The 17,516-nt window shown below is 38.8% G+C and carries 17 protein-coding genes and 1 pseudogene; all 18 read right to left on the reverse strand.

Going from position 1 to position 17,516, the window contains the following annotated elements; all coding sequences use genetic code 11:
- Window positions 1-1,169 precede the first annotated feature (1,169 nt).
- The 18 genes and pseudogenes from QZ995_RS09080 to QZ995_RS09165 all read right to left on the reverse strand — a co-directional run bounded on the left by QZ995_RS09080 (window position 1,170) and on the right by QZ995_RS09165 (window position 17,516).
- On the reverse strand, window positions 1,170-1,646 hold the full coding sequence (locus QZ995_RS09080; protein WP_301805806.1) for a hypothetical protein: 477 nt from the start codon (window positions 1,644-1,646) through the stop codon (window positions 1,170-1,172).
- Window positions 1,647-1,993: 347 nt separating this feature from the next.
- On the reverse strand, window positions 1,994-2,473 hold the full coding sequence (locus tag QZ995_RS09085) for a hypothetical protein (RefSeq protein ID WP_301805807.1): 480 nt from the start codon (window positions 2,471-2,473) through the stop codon (window positions 1,994-1,996).
- A gap of 114 nt (window positions 2,474-2,587) precedes the next feature.
- Window positions 2,588-3,511 (reverse strand): DUF7638 domain-containing protein, encoded by a 924-nt coding sequence (locus tag QZ995_RS09090; RefSeq protein ID WP_301805809.1) that lies wholly within the window; start codon window positions 3,509-3,511, stop codon window positions 2,588-2,590.
- A gap of 34 nt (window positions 3,512-3,545) precedes the next feature.
- Window positions 3,546-4,093 (reverse strand): annotated as a pseudogene (locus QZ995_RS09095) (NADAR family protein).
- Between the two features lie 121 nt (window positions 4,094-4,214).
- The gene (locus tag QZ995_RS09100) at window positions 4,215-5,411 is read right to left on the reverse strand and encodes a DUF4272 domain-containing protein (protein ID WP_301805812.1); all 1,197 of its coding nucleotides are present in this window, start codon (window positions 5,409-5,411) and stop codon (window positions 4,215-4,217) included.
- Window positions 5,412-5,423: 12 nt separating this feature from the next.
- Window positions 5,424-6,152: a YwiC-like family protein gene (locus QZ995_RS09105; protein WP_301805815.1), complete on the reverse strand. Its 729-nt coding sequence runs from the start codon at window positions 6,150-6,152 to the stop codon at window positions 5,424-5,426.
- A gap of 320 nt (window positions 6,153-6,472) precedes the next feature.
- Entirely contained in the window at window positions 6,473-7,669 is a 1,197-nt protein-coding gene (locus QZ995_RS09110; protein WP_301805818.1) for an MFS transporter, read from the reverse strand.
- Window positions 7,670-8,150: 481 nt separating this feature from the next.
- Entirely contained in the window at window positions 8,151-9,974 is a 1,824-nt protein-coding gene (locus tag QZ995_RS09115; protein WP_301805821.1) for an ABC transporter ATP-binding protein, read from the reverse strand.
- 871 nt (window positions 9,975-10,845) lie between these two features.
- Window positions 10,846-11,250: a hypothetical protein gene (locus tag QZ995_RS09120; protein ID WP_301805824.1), complete on the reverse strand. Its 405-nt coding sequence runs from the start codon at window positions 11,248-11,250 to the stop codon at window positions 10,846-10,848.
- On the reverse strand, window positions 11,250-11,687 hold the full coding sequence (locus QZ995_RS09125) for a hypothetical protein (RefSeq protein WP_301805827.1): 438 nt from the start codon (window positions 11,685-11,687) through the stop codon (window positions 11,250-11,252). Before QZ995_RS09125 ends, QZ995_RS09120 begins: the two co-directional genes overlap by 1 nt.
- Window positions 11,662-12,189, reverse strand: a complete 528-nt coding sequence (locus QZ995_RS09130; protein ID WP_301805829.1) for a MauE/DoxX family redox-associated membrane protein — start codon at window positions 12,187-12,189, stop codon at window positions 11,662-11,664. The genes QZ995_RS09125 and QZ995_RS09130 overlap by 26 nt, the downstream gene beginning before the upstream one ends.
- Window positions 12,190-12,204: 15 nt before the next feature.
- A complete protein-coding gene (locus tag QZ995_RS09135; RefSeq protein WP_212930784.1) occupies window positions 12,205-12,648 on the reverse strand; it encodes a TlpA family protein disulfide reductase in 444 nt (147 codons plus the stop codon).
- A gap of 13 nt (window positions 12,649-12,661) precedes the next feature.
- Window positions 12,662-13,141, reverse strand: a complete 480-nt coding sequence (locus QZ995_RS09140; RefSeq protein WP_301805831.1) for a TlpA family protein disulfide reductase — start codon at window positions 13,139-13,141, stop codon at window positions 12,662-12,664.
- A 281-nt stretch (window positions 13,142-13,422) separates the two neighbouring features.
- Complete coding sequence (locus tag QZ995_RS09145; protein WP_301805833.1) at window positions 13,423-14,655, reverse strand: M20 metallopeptidase family protein; 1,233 nt, start codon at window positions 14,653-14,655, stop codon at window positions 13,423-13,425.
- 214 nt (window positions 14,656-14,869) lie between these two features.
- On the reverse strand, window positions 14,870-15,328 hold the full coding sequence (locus QZ995_RS09150; RefSeq protein WP_301805836.1) for a cupin domain-containing protein: 459 nt from the start codon (window positions 15,326-15,328) through the stop codon (window positions 14,870-14,872).
- On the reverse strand, window positions 15,329-16,429 hold the full coding sequence (eutH, locus tag QZ995_RS09155; RefSeq protein ID WP_301805839.1) for an ethanolamine utilization protein EutH: 1,101 nt from the start codon (window positions 16,427-16,429) through the stop codon (window positions 15,329-15,331).
- Window positions 16,426-16,716 (reverse strand): EutN/CcmL family microcompartment protein, encoded by a 291-nt coding sequence (locus QZ995_RS09160; RefSeq protein WP_064016589.1) that lies wholly within the window; start codon window positions 16,714-16,716, stop codon window positions 16,426-16,428. Before QZ995_RS09160 ends, eutH begins: the two co-directional genes overlap by 4 nt.
- Window positions 16,713-17,516, reverse strand: coding sequence for a hypothetical protein (locus QZ995_RS09165; protein ID WP_301805842.1), 804 nt, complete (start codon window positions 17,514-17,516; stop codon window positions 16,713-16,715). The genes QZ995_RS09160 and QZ995_RS09165 overlap by 4 nt, the downstream gene beginning before the upstream one ends.

Consider the following 17,516-nt stretch of genomic DNA (forward strand, 5'->3'; position numbering starts at 1 on the left):
CTTTACGTGTTCGTCGATAAGTACCATGAGTTGGTATAGTTGGTAAAATCATTTTTGTGTATAATAATTTCATTTTAATAAAATTTTATAAACATTAGTAAAGATAATAAACTTTTTTAGTTGAGACCGAGAAATGAAAAACACCTATTTTCCTCCTTTTTAAGAAAATAGGTGTTTTGTTATTGTGTCAATCCAATAATCTCACTATACACCAGACTTCATAATTGTTTTTACCAAGTACTCATTGAATTGCCTATATTCAGATTCCGAAATACTTCTTGGAAAACTCATGATAACAAGTTCATGGGGTAAATTCTGTTTTCGATACGCAGGATGTTTATGTTGGTAATGATTTTCCATAAAGACAAGCCGCATATAAAAGTTCTTGCGTCTAATAGAAATAGACTCTACCGGTGGATCAAATTCTAAAATGACAAGACTGTGTAAATCACAAAACTTTTGTAAACAACGAGAACCTACATTATTTCCTCGTATATCAGGATCAATCTCGAAATGTTTAATATAAGTATATCCACTCGTTTCCCAATAAAAGATAATGCTAACAAATGCATCTTTTTCTAAAATAACATCACAATGATATTCCGATTATTTAAAGCTACTATTTGATCTTCAAATAATCTTTGTTCATGCTCGGGAAAGCTAGCTTTATATAGATCAAAAGCTTTGTTAAATAAAATGTCATCTGTGCTAGTTAAACGATAAAAATCCATAATTCGTTACTCTTCTCTTTCTTGATGTTTACTTGCCTTTATAGTTGTATGTATTTTATATGAATATTACTAGATCTACAATGCTAATTGGCTATGTGTAAGAAGACTGCCTCGCAATATTCCCTATTTTTTCATCTAATATTTACAAACCAGCTTCTTACTTCATTATGGTCCAGTAGAACATATGGAACTCTTGCTGATTGGGTTAATATATAATTTTTTTGGGTAAAATCAGGGTAATTTTATGGATCACAATTATTCTTTAGGATTAAGCCTTTATGAATGGACTATACACGAGGAGTTAGACTGGTCAGATTAATAAGAATTAACCTGGAATAGTAAAACTAAAAAAGCTGATAACCAGCCACATAACGTACCAGAATATCAGCTTCAAAATTTTTCAAAAATGATGTAGTTTGTTTCTTGTTAGTACTAGGCTTACTCTACAACATAAGAATATACATTGTATTCTAAAGGATCAACAATAGTAGGAGTATTAACTGTTAGCTCATATGTTACACCAGGTTCCAAATAAACGGTAAATGAGTTAATATTTTTATCCGTAAAAGTTACCCCACGTGGAGACCAGAGGTGCAGCCTTACATTCTGAGGCGCACCTAGTTGAAAAGTTACTTTTTGTCTTTTATCAACAGTAAATTTATAGACATCTGTAATATCCCACCAGCCTCCATCACTGGAATAATAGTCTCCTAATCTTCCGATAATTTGGCCCCCAACGCTATAAGGATTAGCTGTTTCAGGCCTATTATTTGGTTCATAGTCGCGATAAACAAAAGACGATGCTGTAATTGACTTATTTGTTGGACTAGAAACTATCTGCCCATCTGCTAATGCAGTAGTGGATACGGCTAAACAAAGACCTAAAGTTAATAAACCCGCAGAAAATTTTTTCATGAAGAAAGCCTCCTTCTATTAAGAATTAAAAATACAACTATAATATACCATATATTTACATGTAATAAAATGTAAAATAAGATATAATTGCCCAATTGGTATAAAATATTAAACACAGAAACATATCAGAGTTCTTATTATCAAAAAAATCAGCATATAGTTCAGATTGATTTCATTCAAATTGTCCAGTAACGCAAAATAGTTACAAGAAAACATTTGAAAAAAAGAAAAAGGGTCGAAGTTAATCTTTAGAGGTTAAGAATGTCTGCTCCCAGAAAGCAGATTACCAGTCTCCTTGCAAAAAAAAACGACTCCCTTCATCGAGAGCAATGTTTGCAATAAAATCTTTATTCCAAGATGATTCTTACAGATTGCTTCTTCCTTTCAGTCATAAAGCCGTCATACAAAACGATTTGACGCTTAGATTGCTGCAATTCCCCCTGTGGAATTCTCTTCTCTTGGTACTCATTCCATAGTCCGTTTACCCATTCATCGCTATATGTAAACACTACACTAACAAAAATTAGTCCAAAATCATCAGAAATATATGCTGCCAAATCATCTTGTGAGCTTATCTTAAGCACCTGTAAAAAGATGTTTTTACGTAGCTCTTCATTCGTTGATACATATAAGGAAGAGACGCTTTTATTTTTCTTGAGGGTAGACAGTTCCGTGTAAATCCGCATCCATTCCTTTGAGAAGACAGGGTTATCACGTTTATATAGGAGATTCTCAATATTGGCTTCATCCAATTTTTCTAAAACAGGCGCCGCATAAATATGAAAAAAGTCCAATAGTTTTTTTTGAACCGTATCGAAATTGCTCATAGCTTTTTTTCCCCTAACTTACTTTTTCACCTATTCCTGTTTCAGATGCGGGGATACATGAGCCACTCTTTTATCTTTCATACGCCCTCCGTCACATCTTATAAAGAATACTGCCTAGACTTCTCTTTTCTCATCAGGATAATAGATAATGCGAACATAATCCGAATCCTTTGAATCCATATCCCCTAGAAACATTCGCTGATGCTCGGGTACAAGCTCATATTTTTCCTGAAGTCTGGCTCGATTAAACTCGGATGGATCTTCCAAATACTCATAATAGGCCTGTCTGCATAGTTCTAAAGATGTTTTTTCTCCTTTAAGCTTTTTAAGCAAATCCTGCAATTCATCATACTTATCATTGATTTCGTTTGCATACTGAACTAATGAGAATGTTACCTCGCCTAAATGATCAAGTACGATAGCAGTAGGTTCTTCAAATGAAGTGAATAAGACTTTATCGTCCCACAGTTCTTTAACACTCTCGATAGTATATTCATATGTAAAAAATGAATTGTAACAAACCACAGCATCATCCTTATAAACAACAATTTGCACCAGATAATTCTTCCCCTCATGCTTCATAAAGGCTGTGATTCCTTGGCCCGCTACAGTGTCATATCCAATCTCATGAGTGACACGGAAGTCTTCGGATTTTGGAGAATGCAGAACCCCTCTAGCATTCCATAGCTCCTTTTCTTCCTCAGAAATACGATAGATATTACGGAGTGAGGGATTTAGTTGTTTAACGGTGTCATGGATCAAATTCATATATTGACCTTGATCAAAATTCCACTGTGCATCCGCTACCTCATACGAACCCAATCCAAATATAGAGATCGCTTTACCTTGAGGGACACTAGGGACCAGCCAATTCCTATCGAGTTTATCAACCAATCCATCTAAATCGACTAGCTCCCAGCAATTAACCATCCCATCCTCATAAACGTCTACATAAATAAAAAAATAACTCCCTCCATTGCAAATAAAGCCAGGTATCTTCTTTCCTTCTATTGTTTTCGTTCTGCGAATTTTTTGCATATGGATCTCCTTTGTCATTTGTTAATCTACTAGACTACCGAAATTGCTCTCGTACTCTCATAAGTGCAAAGCCTAATATTTCTCTCCTCTCCAATGCTGTGGACGTTCAGCATCAGGATGATCTTGTGATAGTCCAATTCCCCATACTTTGTCATAAGGACTAGCTTCCATTAGAATTCGATTACCAGTCTGGAGTAAATAGGATTTTAACGGAAGATGCTGACTGAATTTCAGTAGATTCGCTTGTTGAACAATTTCTAGCTTATGTACATTCCACACTTCCTCGTCAAAAGCCCGAACCCTGCGTCCCAGTGCTTTTGCTTGATTTGGATGCTTCTGCTGCAAAATCTGATCACGCATCGCAGTATCGCCAAACAATTCCGCTTTTTTCGCCATCATATAATGCTCTGCAGTAGGGTATGTAATGCCATCCTCTACAAAAGGAGCTGGATACCACTGGCTGAAGCAGGATTTATCTACAATTCCCTCTCTCTTCGGGGTATTCCCCCAGAAAAACAAATATTTCAATTGTTTTTTATGCGATTCTCTGATCAATGTCTGTACATCTTGTATTAGTTCCATCTATTCAACCTCTTTCAAATAATGTTAACAGTCATGTACATAAAATGACTACTCTATGCTCTATCTAATTAATTCTGCTTCACCATTGTTCGTACAAATTCTATGTAACAAGCTGCTGAAATTACGTATGAGGTATATTATCATCCCATTCTGCTTGATTATTTCCGCCGACAAGCCAATTAAGTACATAATGTCTTTCTAAAACGACCCCCGCGTCTAATCCTGCCGGAGCATTTCGCTGGTTAATGCGGGCATCCACGCATGCCCAGTCATAACGCATAATCAGATCTGCTGCATCTAGTAATTCTTTTTGAGACCTCGGTTCACAATGTTGTATCAAATCGTCTAAGCTATGATATTGAATGAGTAATTCCGAAATTCGCGGGACATTACACGTGCTATCTGGGTATGTTAATTCATCTATCAATCCAAGCGCCCATAGTAATACCTCGCAGCACTCATACTTCCACACAAACTGAATACATTCAAGCTCATCACATTCTGCTTTTTCCACATATGATCTTTCCTTTGATGTCAGCCAATCTCTAACCCGATACACCTCGTCCACCCTCTCAAAATAAGACAAGGCTTCTTCCCGACTTCCCTCTGGAGACAATCGTACTTCCGAATATAGCGCTACGGCGAACAGGGCACTAACTCTTTTAGCAATAGATGCAAGGTCTCTAATGACTGCATCCTCTTGCGCCAACGCTACTCTCAAATGAGGGATATAAGGAATATTTCTTGCTTCTAATATAGCAATGGAGCGATTCATTCGAATGCGATCTGCCTCTGATTCCTCCCCCTTACCACGGTCCAGCAGGTCAGAATTCGCTATTGGAATGAGTTGCTCCAGCTCACTTTCTCCCTCCAATGAGAATACAAGCTTTCCTTCACTGTTAAATATATCCATACTTGGATACAATAAATAAGCATTAATCTCACTTGCAACAGCATAAATAGCATCAATCAAAAAATGGGTCCGATTCGCATCATTGGTAAGCTCAAATCGAATTCCAACGATGCAGGTAAAGCACAAAATCTGTTGAATAACGCTTTGCTGCAGATCAAGTCGTTCGGTTTTTATCTGGGAATAGTAAGCAGCCATCCCGTTCATTTGCCGTTCGATTTCTTTCTGATTCGCAATATAATCAATGCGATTTATGTTCATTAAAGTATCATCTTGCAAGGTAATCGTTAACCGCCCACCATCTACTTGATGTGATTTGCTACCTTGCCCAAAATGACTGATAATTGAATTGAAAACTCGATCGGGGTTACCTATCCCTGTATATAGCGTAATAACTGTTTCTTCCATGTGTTCGCTCCTTTACTGATAAAAGCCGCTAGATAGTGTCAAAAACTGTACCGCACCTATAATTTCAATAATGCCAGCCTTCCATGGACGCATCGCTTTTCCAGCATAGACAAAAGCTCGCACAGTTGAATAGACATAAGCAATTGTCATCCAGGGAAAGCCTATCAGCCACGGAACAATTAGTAACAGTCCATGATAAATATGAGCATATACGATCCAACGTTTATTGTCTCGTTCCCGAAAAACTGACTTTACAAAAAATGCACTACCCATAAAATGCAAACAACTGAACAATACAATAGCAGCCATCGTTAAATCAAACTCTCCACCTGCCAGAAGATAAGAAGCAGCACCTCCAATGGAAAAAATAAGAATGGCACATAAATCGTTAACGATCGCCCTCTCTCTTTTACGTTTTGCATGCCATATATTTATCAAAAGAAGAATCAGTAGCGGCAGTCCAAAAGAAAAAAGTAACGGATTGCTTACAAGCGGTGGTATTAAGCAAATAAGGGCAAGTAAACCGTACAATAATCCCCATTTCACCAAGTGCTCAGTTCCTGTGCTTCGTTTCATATATTGAAGAAACGGATAAGATGACAAATAGAGAAATAGCCAAGCTAGAAATAAGAGGATATGCATCCATTGAGGTTTTCCAGCCAGCATTCCGAAAAGAAACGGGACGCTGACCATTGCCCATCCTCCGTGTTCATGAGGTATTACAATACTACTTTTTTTCACAGAATTTCACTCCTTTCAAAAGGGAACCAATCGTATATCAATTCTTACAATTCGTTTTATAAAGTCCTTTCATTCGAAACATTCTTTGAAATAAAAAAGCCTGCTGCCTCTTTACAAGACCTGACTACAGAGCGAAGTATAGCATTACAACGAGTAGTTTGCCATTCCTTCGATCAATCTGCCACAAGAAAGCCAAACATCCTAAAGCATCAGGAAGGAAATTTATCTTAATCGGGAACACTGTGCATACAAAAAATGGTGGCAATCGTAGTTACACGAAAACTACAATTCCACCATTTCTCTTTTACTTGCCGATAACATTAGTTGTTCTTGACCGAGATTGGTTCAACCACAAGCCCACGATGCGTACTCCAGACATAAATCGTCAACATAGCAACTACAAGGAATCCTACCCAATAAGGAGCTTCCGGCTGAATTCGGTATAATGCCGTTCCAACGATGGGTGCTACAAAAGAGCCCACCCCTGTTGCCGCCGTAGTCAAGCCTGCTGCTGCCCCCTGTTCCTCTTCTCCCGATGCCATCGAGACACCTGCTGTATAACCCGGCATGGCGAATCCGCCTCCAACACCCAGTAGTAAAAAAGCGAGGATAAAACTGAATAAATTGCTAATGAAAACAAGAAGCAACAGTCCTCCCCCCAGTATCGGCAGACCGATGCGAAGCAAGGTACGCGGCATGAAGGCGCGTTTCCGAATGACTACCATTTGGATCAATGCCATCATAAAACCGACACAAAACAAACTGATTCCAACCCACAGTGCTGTATCTGTGGAATTTAATTCAAATTTATCCTGAACATAAAAGCCTGCTGTCACCTGTAGCATAACGATGGCGCTCATCATACACAAGGCAATCAATAAATAAGGCCGTATACCTGGCTTACGTAGATTAAGCTTGTTTCTATTGCCAGATGACTTTGGTGTAAAACGCGGAATACGCAGATACACCAAAAGAGCAGCAAATAATGATAGAACAGCAGCAACCACAATGGGAAACAGGAGATGAATCCCTGATAATGCTGCCCCCATGGCTGGACCGATCAGAAAACCAATTCCACTCGCCGCACCAATCATCGCCATTCCCGCTGAGCGTTCATGCAATGAAGTTAAATCGGCCATCAGTGCTTGCCCGGAGGAAGTCATTGCGGGGAAAAACAGACCAAACAGCATCCGTGAAAGCAACAATAGGATAAAAAGCAAAGTCAGCTCTGTTCTCCCCTGTAAACCAATCCAAGAGAGCCAAGCAAAAAGCACCAAACTAAACGTAAACCCAACCAAACCAATAATCATAATCGGTTTGCGACCGAACCGATCACTTTGCTTCCCCCATATGGGAGCACCAAGTAACAAGATGAGGGCGGAAGCTGAAATGATCCAGCCTGCATGCATTTCATCGAGTCCCATCTCTCGAATTAATGGAGCCAGCACCGGATTAATAACTCCTAGGCCGATGTAACAAATCATTAATGACAAGAAAATAACACGTTTCGGTTCCATATAACCACCTCGATTAGTACTTGTATTTCTTGCAGCATTCTGTTCGTTGCAATTGCTTCAAAAACTCGACAGTAAAAGAGAATACCCCCTATTGCTGTTACCTTTTTGTGCATCTAAAAGCAACTTCTGCCCCATTAAGCTCTGACAGCCTTCCTAATACTACAAATCTGTATTTATTATCAATAAAAATTAAATGCTGTTCCGCCAGTAAACGGATGATTCTTAACGTTTAACGGATTATTTTCTATCAGATAAAACAAAAATTTGATTGAACTCACACTTAGCTATGCCCCTTCCAAATCAGAAGCCCTACCGAGTTTACTTATGTTATTGCATAGAAAAAGCCCATTTGTTATACAAAAGCCACCTCATGTAAGGAGCTAATGACAAACAAATGAGCTAATCAGGAATTTAGGTTACATTTTTGCCTTGAGAAAATAGCATCTCTTTTGGATTTTTTCAAATCATCTGCCCAGCGTTCTTACACTGTCGCATGCTCAGCTTCCGCATACCATTGTGCTTGCGACCGGAACATCTCTGCATACTCTCCATTTCTTTGCATCAGCTCCTCATGATTGCCTTCTTCAACCAGTTTGCCGTCTTTAAGAACCAAAATCCGATCAACATTTTTACAGCTTCCAAGTCTGTGAGTGATGAAAATAGCGGTTTTATTATCTGTAATCTCAATAAATTTTTCTAGAAGCTGTGCTTCAGCAATCGGATCTAATGCAGCTGTTGGCTCATCGAGAATAATAACCTCGGCTGGCTTAAACAATGCTCTGCTCAAAGCAATTTTTTGCCACTGGCCTCCAGAAATATCTTGTCCTCCAGCAAAGGATGTACCCAATTCAGTATCGTAGCCTTTTGACAGCTGTTTAATGACTTCATCTGCTCCTGTTTGACTGGTTGCACTCCTTAACCGTTCTTGATTATTGATATGTTGCACATCGGCTATCCCAATGTTTTCTTTGACTGTCAGGTTATAGGATACGAAATCTTGGAAAATAGCACTAATAATGTGTCTCATAGATACATGCTTAATATTGTGTTGATCATAATAAATATTACCTCCAGATACTTTGTAGAGTCCGACTAAACATTTGATTAACGTACTCTTACCCGCACCATTTTTTCCTACAATAGCAATCTTTTCTCCTTTATTAATCTGAAACGAAATGTTATGTAACGCTGGTTTTGTACGATTGGGAAAAGTAAAAGTCAGATTCTCGACCCGGATCCTTTCCTTTAGAGAAAATGTATGATCCACCGCCAGCTCCTGCTCTTCCTCTTCTAGTTCCATAAAATCAAAGAAATCCTTAATATAGAGGGTTTCGTTATATAGCTGCCCTAAATTATAGGCAATGAATTGAATAAGTGATATGGCAGAGCTAATGGCCTGTGATATTGATACATAGTCACCAATGGTTAGTTTCCCTTGACTTCCGAACCAAAGGAGCACAGCAATAAAAGCAGTTTCTGCAAAACTATTTATCCCGCCTTTCCCAAGCTCTGCCGAGACACTTTTTTTACGAAGCTGATAAACGGAATCCTCATATTTCCAATAGGTATTTCCCCATTTTTCTTGTAAATAATTCGTATGACCAAAAATACGCAATTCCTTAGCCGTATCACGTTCAATTAGCAGGCGATACAAATAGAAAATTAAACGATTGGTGCTTGTGAACTCCCGAGCTTGCGTATATTGCTTTTTACCAAGCCAGGTAGTGATGATAATAGGCGGAAATACCAGCAATAAAATACAGGTAAATAGAATCCAATGTAGTTGAACTAATATATACAAATAGCCTATTAAGGTTATTACATTTTTTACGACATCTAATACAGAGAAGCTCATTTTAAGACCTCGAGCTCCTATCCCAGCCGAAGCTCTATGTAGGTAATTATAATTTTCTGGATTTTCAAAGAAAAGTAGTGGCAGCTTAGAGGATTTTTCAATGATCAGCTTGTCAAAATAATAGCTTACCTTTTGAGACATGCGTAATCGTATCAAATCATCAAGATTATTTATAAAAAGCCCCACAACAACTAGCACCATCTGTAAAACTAGAAGGAACACTCCTTCGGTAAGGTCGGCGTTCTTGTTAATGATATCCATCGTCGTATTGACCAATGTTTTGGTTAGATAGATTTGTAAAAGAGGGATGACTGCTTTCATGATAGCCATCGAAATCGTTGTGATCATTAAAAGAGAAGTACACTTCCATATTAAAGGAAAGACCTTTTTCGTACACTGCAATGAAAATAAAATGCCCCAATCCTTCTTATCGGAACGCGATGAAGACATACAATCACCTCTTTCCTGTTTCATTATGGAAATGAAAGCTCCCTATCAAGAATGATAGGGAGTCTTCACTATAGGTTACTATCTAGCAACAACCTGCGTAATAACTTTGATCCCAATAGCAATCTGTTGTACTACCGCTTTTGCAACGTACGTAAACATGTCTCCATTTATTTGTTTTGCTACCGCATTTTACTGAATCGCATGTGTAATTATCATTGCAGCTTCCAATTGCAGTCCATCCTGAAGGGCATCCCATATCCAATACCTCCTTTAAATTTACACCTCATAGAATTCCATCATCATTTCATTCCGTGTAAAGCTGGTATGTACATCCCTTTTTTCATTACAGGAAATCGAATATTGGCAAACGACATCTATCGGTGAAAGCATTCCTTTTTCCTAAAATTCTAAAATAGAGGGATTACTTCCTATCAACCAGCTTTACTTTGCTACTTAGCAGCATCCTGCGTAGTAACTTTGATCCCAATAGCAATCTGTTGTACTACCTTTTTGGCAACGTACGTAAACATGTCTCCATCTATTTGTTTTGTTACCGCATTTTACTGAGTCGCATGTGTAATTATCATTGCAACTCCCAATAGCAGTCCATCCTGAAGGGCATCCCATTTCTTTCACCTCCTTTCAAATTTTCTTTGCTTCAACGTTACTACTCAGCAGCAGCCTGATTTGTACTGGTCATAATCGTGGCATTCAGTTGTACTACCTTTTTGGCAACGTACGTATATTTCTCTATATTCAGTTTTCGGTTCAGTACCGCATTCTAGAAAGACGCAACTGTATTTATCATTGCAACTTCCAATTGCAATCCATCCTACAGGGCATCCCATGTCTTTCACCTCCTTTCGATTTCCTATTCCTCACAGAACACGCTTACATAGCTTTCTGCCATTAATTCATTATCAATATAAAGCCGGTATGTATACACCCCTTCTTCCACTACAGGAAATCGAATATTTGCACGTATGTCGATCCCTGGAACCATCCCTTCTTTTCTAAAATTTTTGAGTGGGGGAAGTTCTTCATGACAAACCAATCGATTCTCTTGGTCCAAAACTTGAATAGATGGTTGCAGTGGCGGTGTATCCTCCTCAAAAAACACTTTCACAAGTACATCTGTGATAACGGCCGCTGGGAGTATTGGAACCGTAATAGCGTTTAGCACTTTTTCAACAGAGTGCATTTTTTCATACTCATGAAAATGAACCTTCTCAGCAATAATCATTTGTATTTTGAATGTGTCAAGCATAGTTTGCATCAGCTTATTAATTCCTCCTTTTCTGTCATAACAAACCGTAAGTACTCGTACGAATCCGAAAAATGAAATATCTTTTGATGTCTTTGCACAAGTACAGGATTATTATGTAGCAGAGGTGTAAACCAAGAAAACGAATTACTGTTTACAACAAGATGATTTTTCCATAATTTCGATTTGATAGTAATAAGCCAATCCGGAGCAGAAAAAAATACGATTATTTTTTTATTTTCACCTTGAGCCAGCAATTGATCTAGGCTCTTAAAATTAGGAGAAGCATAGTCCACAAGGATTATAGTAGAAAAGCTTGTTCCTAGCTGCTTTTGTAATGTGCGGATCAATCTCACTTCATGAATGAGGCGTTTCTTTGCTAACCAGACTCTTATGGAGATCATGAATAGCACAATAATCCCGCTAAAAATGATAAGTACGTTTATCATCGGCCGTAAGCTCCCTTACTTGTTTAGCTTCGCTCCAAATATCATAGGCGATTACAAAACAGACGATCATAGCTCCAGAGACTATCGATTCATCCAGTGAGAAGGTACGAGTGGGAAGAAACAATTTCCCTATCAACAAAGCAATCAGAACAAGATTTCGAACAATCGGAAATTTATTCAAGGAATGCACCTTGCCAAAGCATCCACAATCAGCCGCTTCACTAATCTTACGTTTTCTTTTAATAAACAGGATAAAGAAAGACAGCATAAGAATAACCAAAATTTCTTTCCATATGTATGCGCTACCACTTGTGAAGAGTAGGAAAATAGAAATTTCAGATATCAGCAACAGACAGGCTGAAATAGCTGTAAGCTGATAAGGGATCATTTGATAAGAGTGTATTTGTAACCTTAGATCATGAAAATGATAAACCTTCATATAAAAGGATAGAAAAAAGACTACAGCTATTATCATGTCTATGACATAGGTCAATACGGTCATACTCCAACCTTCCCATCATGTAATGAGTTGAAATAAACTATCTGTATCAGTTGAATGTATTCCTTTGATAACCTTTCCGTTTTTATCAATAAAGTACGAGAAAGGTGTAAACGGTATCCGTAAATCATCATAGCTGCCAGCATACGATAGAATTGGAAAATGAAATTCATGATATTTTGCTATCTCATCATTGTCCTCTGGTGTACCATCACTTACAAGTATAAAATTATCTGTATATCCTTTGAGAAACGCTGGAATTTGAGGTAATAAATCAATACAAAGAATGCAACTCAAAGAGATAAAACAAAATACACAGTTCGCTGAAGAATCATACTTCATTCCCAGCTTCTCAACAGGAAAATCTTCTCCTATACTGAAAGGCACAATCTCTCCGCTACTGCTTTCATTATTACTACTCTTCTTCTTCGTAAATAAATCTTTAAAATTTATACGACTCACAAAAGTTCCCCTCCTATGACAATATCCGGCGTAATGGTTCCATTAATTTGTTAAACCAATATAAGTCGGAGCACCCATTTGTAGAAAGAACTTGTCCAAGCTTGTTAATCGCATAACCCCTTGGCATGAAATAAACATTTAACTTTCGCGTAATCAATTCTTTTGGAACTGAGTAAATGTGTTCAATGCGATCCGTGAAGGCCGCCTTCATTAATTCAAAATTTTCCGGACTAGTATGAATTAAAACCGCAATATTGATTCCTGGATTCTCCTGAGTAAATTCATCCAAGGCTTCCATCGAAGCTAAGCAGGATTCGCAATCCGTGCTATAACACATCAACAGAAGGTAATCTGAAATAAGATCATACAGTTTTAGCTCTTTCGCTTGGTCTTCATAAATCTTAACATTTGGAATATAATCCCCGACTTTCAGCATTTCAAGTTTTTTATCCTTATAAAATTTTCTGTGGGCTGGTGTTTCTACGACACTCACAGTATTCCTCCTTTTATTGCGTATGGATTAGAATAGTAGGTAGGAAAATTAATTTGGATATATTTTCCTCTTATGTAATTATTTTACATCTAATATAAATAAATGTAAACTGTTTTTTCCAAATTTTACTTCTTTATTTTTTCCTTTATGCATATGCATTCTCTTCGTTTAGGATAAGGGAAACTATGTTTCTTTCAAAAACCAAAAAAAGAGAAGCCTCTTTTCACTCCGTTCTATCAAACAGAATGCCTATAAAAAGCCTCTCTTTTTATGATTTTTGCTCAAGACACTGAGTCTGTTATTCTCACCTTCGCTTCCTGTAACTTTGGAAGTACTTTCCCCTCCGTCAGATAATTCATAACAGCAGAAATAAAGAGCTTACCAGCCACAAGCATAGAGCGTTCATCTACGTCAAACATTGGGTGGTGATGTGGATAATTCGCCTGAATTTCTGGGTTTCGCCCTCCTACATAAAAGAATGTACCAGGTATTTTTTTTAGATAATAAGCAAAATCCTCCGCACCCATTCGAGCCTCTAGTATCTCTGTATGCTCCTCACCTACTAAAAGCTTGGCAAGCTGATGAATACGCTGTGTCTCTGTCTCATCGTTACAAACGGCTGGATAGCCCCGTTCATAGTCGATTGTGAACGTTGCCCCCGCCCCTTCACAGGTCGTTTTAGTAATTTGTTCAAGTGAGGTTTCAATCCTTTGGCGAACGTTTTCATCAAAGGTCCGTACCGTTCCTGATAAAGTAACGCTTTGCGGGATTACATTAAACGCTTTACCCGCGTGAAAGCTCCCCACTGTTAACACTGCCGCTTGAAGAGGATCGATCCGTCTGCTAACAATTTGCTGCAGGTTTAAGACCAGTTGGCTTCCAATCACTAACGGATCGATCGCTTTATGTGGATACGCGCCATGACCTCCTTTACCCGTTATCTCAATATAGAATGAATCTGCCGCGGCCATCATATAACCCGATTTTACTCCAACAACTCCTACAGGCTGATCTGATGAGACGTGGGCACCGTAAATAACATCTACACCATCAAGGCATCCCGCTTCAATCATGGAAACTGCACCACCTGGCAATAATTCTTCTGCAAACTGGTGAATAAAAACTACAGTCCCGGGTAAGTCGTCACGATACTCACTCAAAACCTTCGCGACACCAAGTAAACCCGCAGTGTGAATATCATGACCGCATGCATGCATCACCCCAGGTATCCGTGATTTATAGATAACATCCTTTTCATCCTGAATGGGCAGAGCATCAAAATCAGCACGCAAAGCCACGGTTTTTCCTGGCTTTCCACCTTTTAGAACTCCAAGTACCCCATTGCCACCTACCCCTGTTTTTACCTCCAGACCAATTTTGCGTAAATATTCCGCTATTTTTACAGGCGTATTTACTTCTTGGAAGGAAAGCTCCGGGTACATATGTAAGTCTCGGCGAAATTCAACTAATTCAGGATAAAGCTGTTCCAAGCGTTCTAGCATTGGCTTTATCATAAAAACGACCTCCTTTGAAATTTAGATAACCCTATTCTTCACAAAAAAAATTCTCCCGGACCGATTCTGCTTCCGGCACATTATGTCTATTCCTGCTTTTGTATAACTATACGTTTTGTATCATTAATCATCAACTGAAAATTCAGTCTCTTAAAATTGAAGAAAAATCGATGCCTTGATAAAGGGCTAAAGGCCACCGATCCTCTTCTTTTAATCATTCAAGCTCCTGCCAATTTGCTGGATACGTAACATATAAAAACTTTGCATAGGCTGGTACGGAGAACTGAATGCTCGTATTTTTGGGAATGAGAATAATATCGCCTGCATGTCCGATGATGCGACGACCATTAATTACAATTTCTAGTGTTCCTTCTATGATATAATCAATTTCATCATATTTTAAAGTCCAGTCAAATGTCGTTTCTTTCATTTCCATCAATCCACAGCCAAGCCGAGGACTCTCCTGTAAATCTAATGCATCTTTTAAATATACTCGATCGCCTGCTTTTCCCGTATCAAAAGGGTCCAATTTCAAGGAGTTCAATTTAACAGACATTACACCGCTTGGATCAATATTCTTATCTATCTTATCGGGTGATTGATTCATCTGTGCAAGCTTTTCCAAAACAATTTTACGAACTAACGCTTCAAGAGATGCTGTATCATGTTGCATTTATTTTTCCTCACTTTTCGCTGCTAGCTTTGATTTGGAAGCAATCAGAATAGCTACTAGCACTGCGGTGATTCCCCCCGCTAATTTCCCTACGATCATTGGGAAAATAAGATCTTTTTCTATACCAGCCGTAAATCCTAAATGATCTCCAAAGGTAAAAGAAGCACTGACTGCAAAGGCGATATTTATGATCTTTCCCCTTGTATCCATTTCTTTTAGCATGCCAAACATCGGTATGTTGTTGGCTAGAGAGGCTACTAACCCTGCGGCCGCTTTATCATTCATGCCAAGCAATGAGCCTAGCTTAAGTAACGGCTTTTGGAAAACTTTAGTAATGACATATACCATTGGAAATGCACCCGCAAGTACGATAGCAATAGAACCTACGATTTCAATGCCATCCCAAATACGAGTCATCCCAGGAATAATGACCACTCCTGTTAAGGTCTCAATAATGATAGCCGCTAATGCCAGCGTAATAATAATAACGACTGCTTTGCCAAAAACACTAAAGCCCTTGATCATCCCATTCGGGACTAGCCATAGCCCAACTCCAATAATTAAAGCTACGAGAATGATAGGAACTAAATTTCGCAAAATCATTCCAAGATCATAGCCAGCAACCAATCCACCTACTAAGCAACCAATCGGAATTGTCATGATTCCAGCTAGCACCCCGGTAGCAAGATATTTACGATCCTCTCTTTCAATAATGCCTAGTGCGACAGGAATGGTAAATACAATAGTAGGGCCAAGCATGGAGCCAAGAATAATACCGGCAAAGCGTCCTGCTTCCGGATTGCTTGCCATCTGCATTGCTAGCGGATATCCTCCCATGTCATTAGCTAGCAAGGTGGTGGCAAACATGGCTGGATCTGCACCTAATGCTGTATAGATAGGCACAACGATCGGCTTTAACAACGTCGCTAACACAGGTGCCAGCGAAATAACTCCCACCATGGCAAGTGTGAGCGATCCCATCGCCATAATTCCTTCCTCGAACTTATCCCCTAAATTAAATTTATTATCCAAGCATTTATCAATTGCCCCTAAGACCATGAAGATTACCATTATGTAAATGATAATTTCATTAATACTCATACACTGTCCTCCTTACACGAGTCTCTTAGCTCATAGCTGTCAATAATACCAACGATCGTTGCATCAATGGGTGCTTTTACTTGATCAAAGGCCGCTCTTGCCGAACCGCCCTTTGTTACCAATACCAAATCACCAATACCAGAGCCTGCACCATCCGCAGCTACAAAGGTCTTAGCTGGTTCACCGCCAAAAATTTCGGAGGGAGAGACAATCATAAGTTTCAGACTATCCAATTTTGCATCTTTTCTTGTGGCCCAAACGTTACCAATGACTTTTCCGATAATCATACAGGTTTGCCCTCCTGCTTTGTTTTCTTGACAGTAAGCTGATTCATACGTACAAAATCTTTAGCCAATGGAGTTAAGATGGCATTTGGTAAAATGGTAAACGATTGAGCCCCTAATAAGCATAGCTTTTTTAACACAGATTCAGATATGACTCTCTGCTCTATATGCCATACTTTTTCTTCGGCATCTAGCAAATGACTTGCCTCATTCGCATGTAAATCCTGCCCTCCTGCACAATTTGTATCCGACTGTTCAGAGGACCTTTTGCATACTGACTGCGTTATGGGTCTTTCCAGATAGCGCTCTTTCTGACCTAGCAGATGGATGTCTGCTTTTTTGATCAAAGTCACTCCAAAGGAAACAAGCTTCTGCTCGTATGATTGATACAGATCATATAAATGAGCTGGAGCGGTACGGTGGAATTGCCGATGCTCAAGACCTTCTTGTATCAGGTACACCTTTTTCCCCTGAAGCAATGCTTGAGTAATGAGATTCTTTGAGGGTATGAGCCCCAATGCTAGTGAAGCTAATGCGCAGCAATGTAATCCAGTTATCAAAATGAAGGCAAAGGATTGAACGTTACATTCCAAGAGATCATCAGGCCACTTTTGTGCCCAGGTTACATCATTGGTTACCACAGAATAAACGTCAAATTTTTTATTGAGGACCGGCTTTATGGCAAGCCATTCGCTTTCATGTGCAGAGATAACGATTATTTTTTGCTTGTTCTCTGAAGAAAGCGTGTCCAATCTAGATATAACCTCATTAGTAACGGCTTCTATTAGCTGCTGTATTTCCAA

Source organism: Brevibacillus laterosporus, from assembly GCF_030489605.1.
In the GTDB taxonomy this organism is placed as follows: Bacteria; Bacillota; Bacilli; order Brevibacillales; family Brevibacillaceae; genus Brevibacillus_B; species Brevibacillus_B laterosporus_E.

Bases quoted from the DNA above. Each gene is read 5' to 3' on its own strand.
- QZ995_RS09150 (WP_301805836.1), bottom strand. From the start codon at position 15,328: ATGCAACATGATACAGCATCTCTTGAAGCGTTAGTTCGTAAAATTGTT.
- QZ995_RS09090 (WP_301805809.1), bottom strand. From the start codon at position 3,511: ATGCAAAAAATTCGCAGAACGAAAACAATAGAAGGAAAGAAGATACCT.
- QZ995_RS09080 (WP_301805806.1), bottom strand. From the start codon at position 1,646: ATGAAAAAATTTTCTGCGGGTTTATTAACTTTAGGTCTTTGTTTAGCC.
- QZ995_RS09125 (WP_301805827.1), bottom strand. From the start codon at position 11,687: ATGATAAACGTACTTATCATTTTTAGCGGGATTATTGTGCTATTCATG.
- QZ995_RS09115 (WP_301805821.1), bottom strand. From the start codon at position 9,974: ATGTCTTCATCGCGTTCCGATAAGAAGGATTGGGGCATTTTATTTTCA.
- QZ995_RS09130 (WP_301805829.1), bottom strand. From the start codon at position 12,189: ATGACCGTATTGACCTATGTCATAGACATGATAATAGCTGTAGTCTTT.
- eutH (WP_301805839.1), bottom strand. From the start codon at position 16,429: ATGAGTATTAATGAAATTATCATTTACATAATGGTAATCTTCATGGTC.
- QZ995_RS09100 (WP_301805812.1), bottom strand. From the start codon at position 5,411: ATGGAAGAAACAGTTATTACGCTATATACAGGGATAGGTAACCCCGAT.
- QZ995_RS09120 (WP_301805824.1), bottom strand. From the start codon at position 11,250: ATGCAAACTATGCTTGACACATTCAAAATACAAATGATTATTGCTGAG.
- QZ995_RS09145 (WP_301805833.1), bottom strand. From the start codon at position 14,655: ATGATAAAGCCAATGCTAGAACGCTTGGAACAGCTTTATCCTGAATTA.
- QZ995_RS09160 (WP_064016589.1), bottom strand. From the start codon at position 16,716: ATGATTATCGGAAAAGTCATTGGTAACGTTTGGGCCACAAGAAAAGAT.
- QZ995_RS09085 (WP_301805807.1), bottom strand. From the start codon at position 2,473: ATGAGCAATTTCGATACGGTTCAAAAAAAACTATTGGACTTTTTTCAT.
- QZ995_RS09110 (WP_301805818.1), bottom strand. From the start codon at position 7,669: ATGGAACCGAAACGTGTTATTTTCTTGTCATTAATGATTTGTTACATC.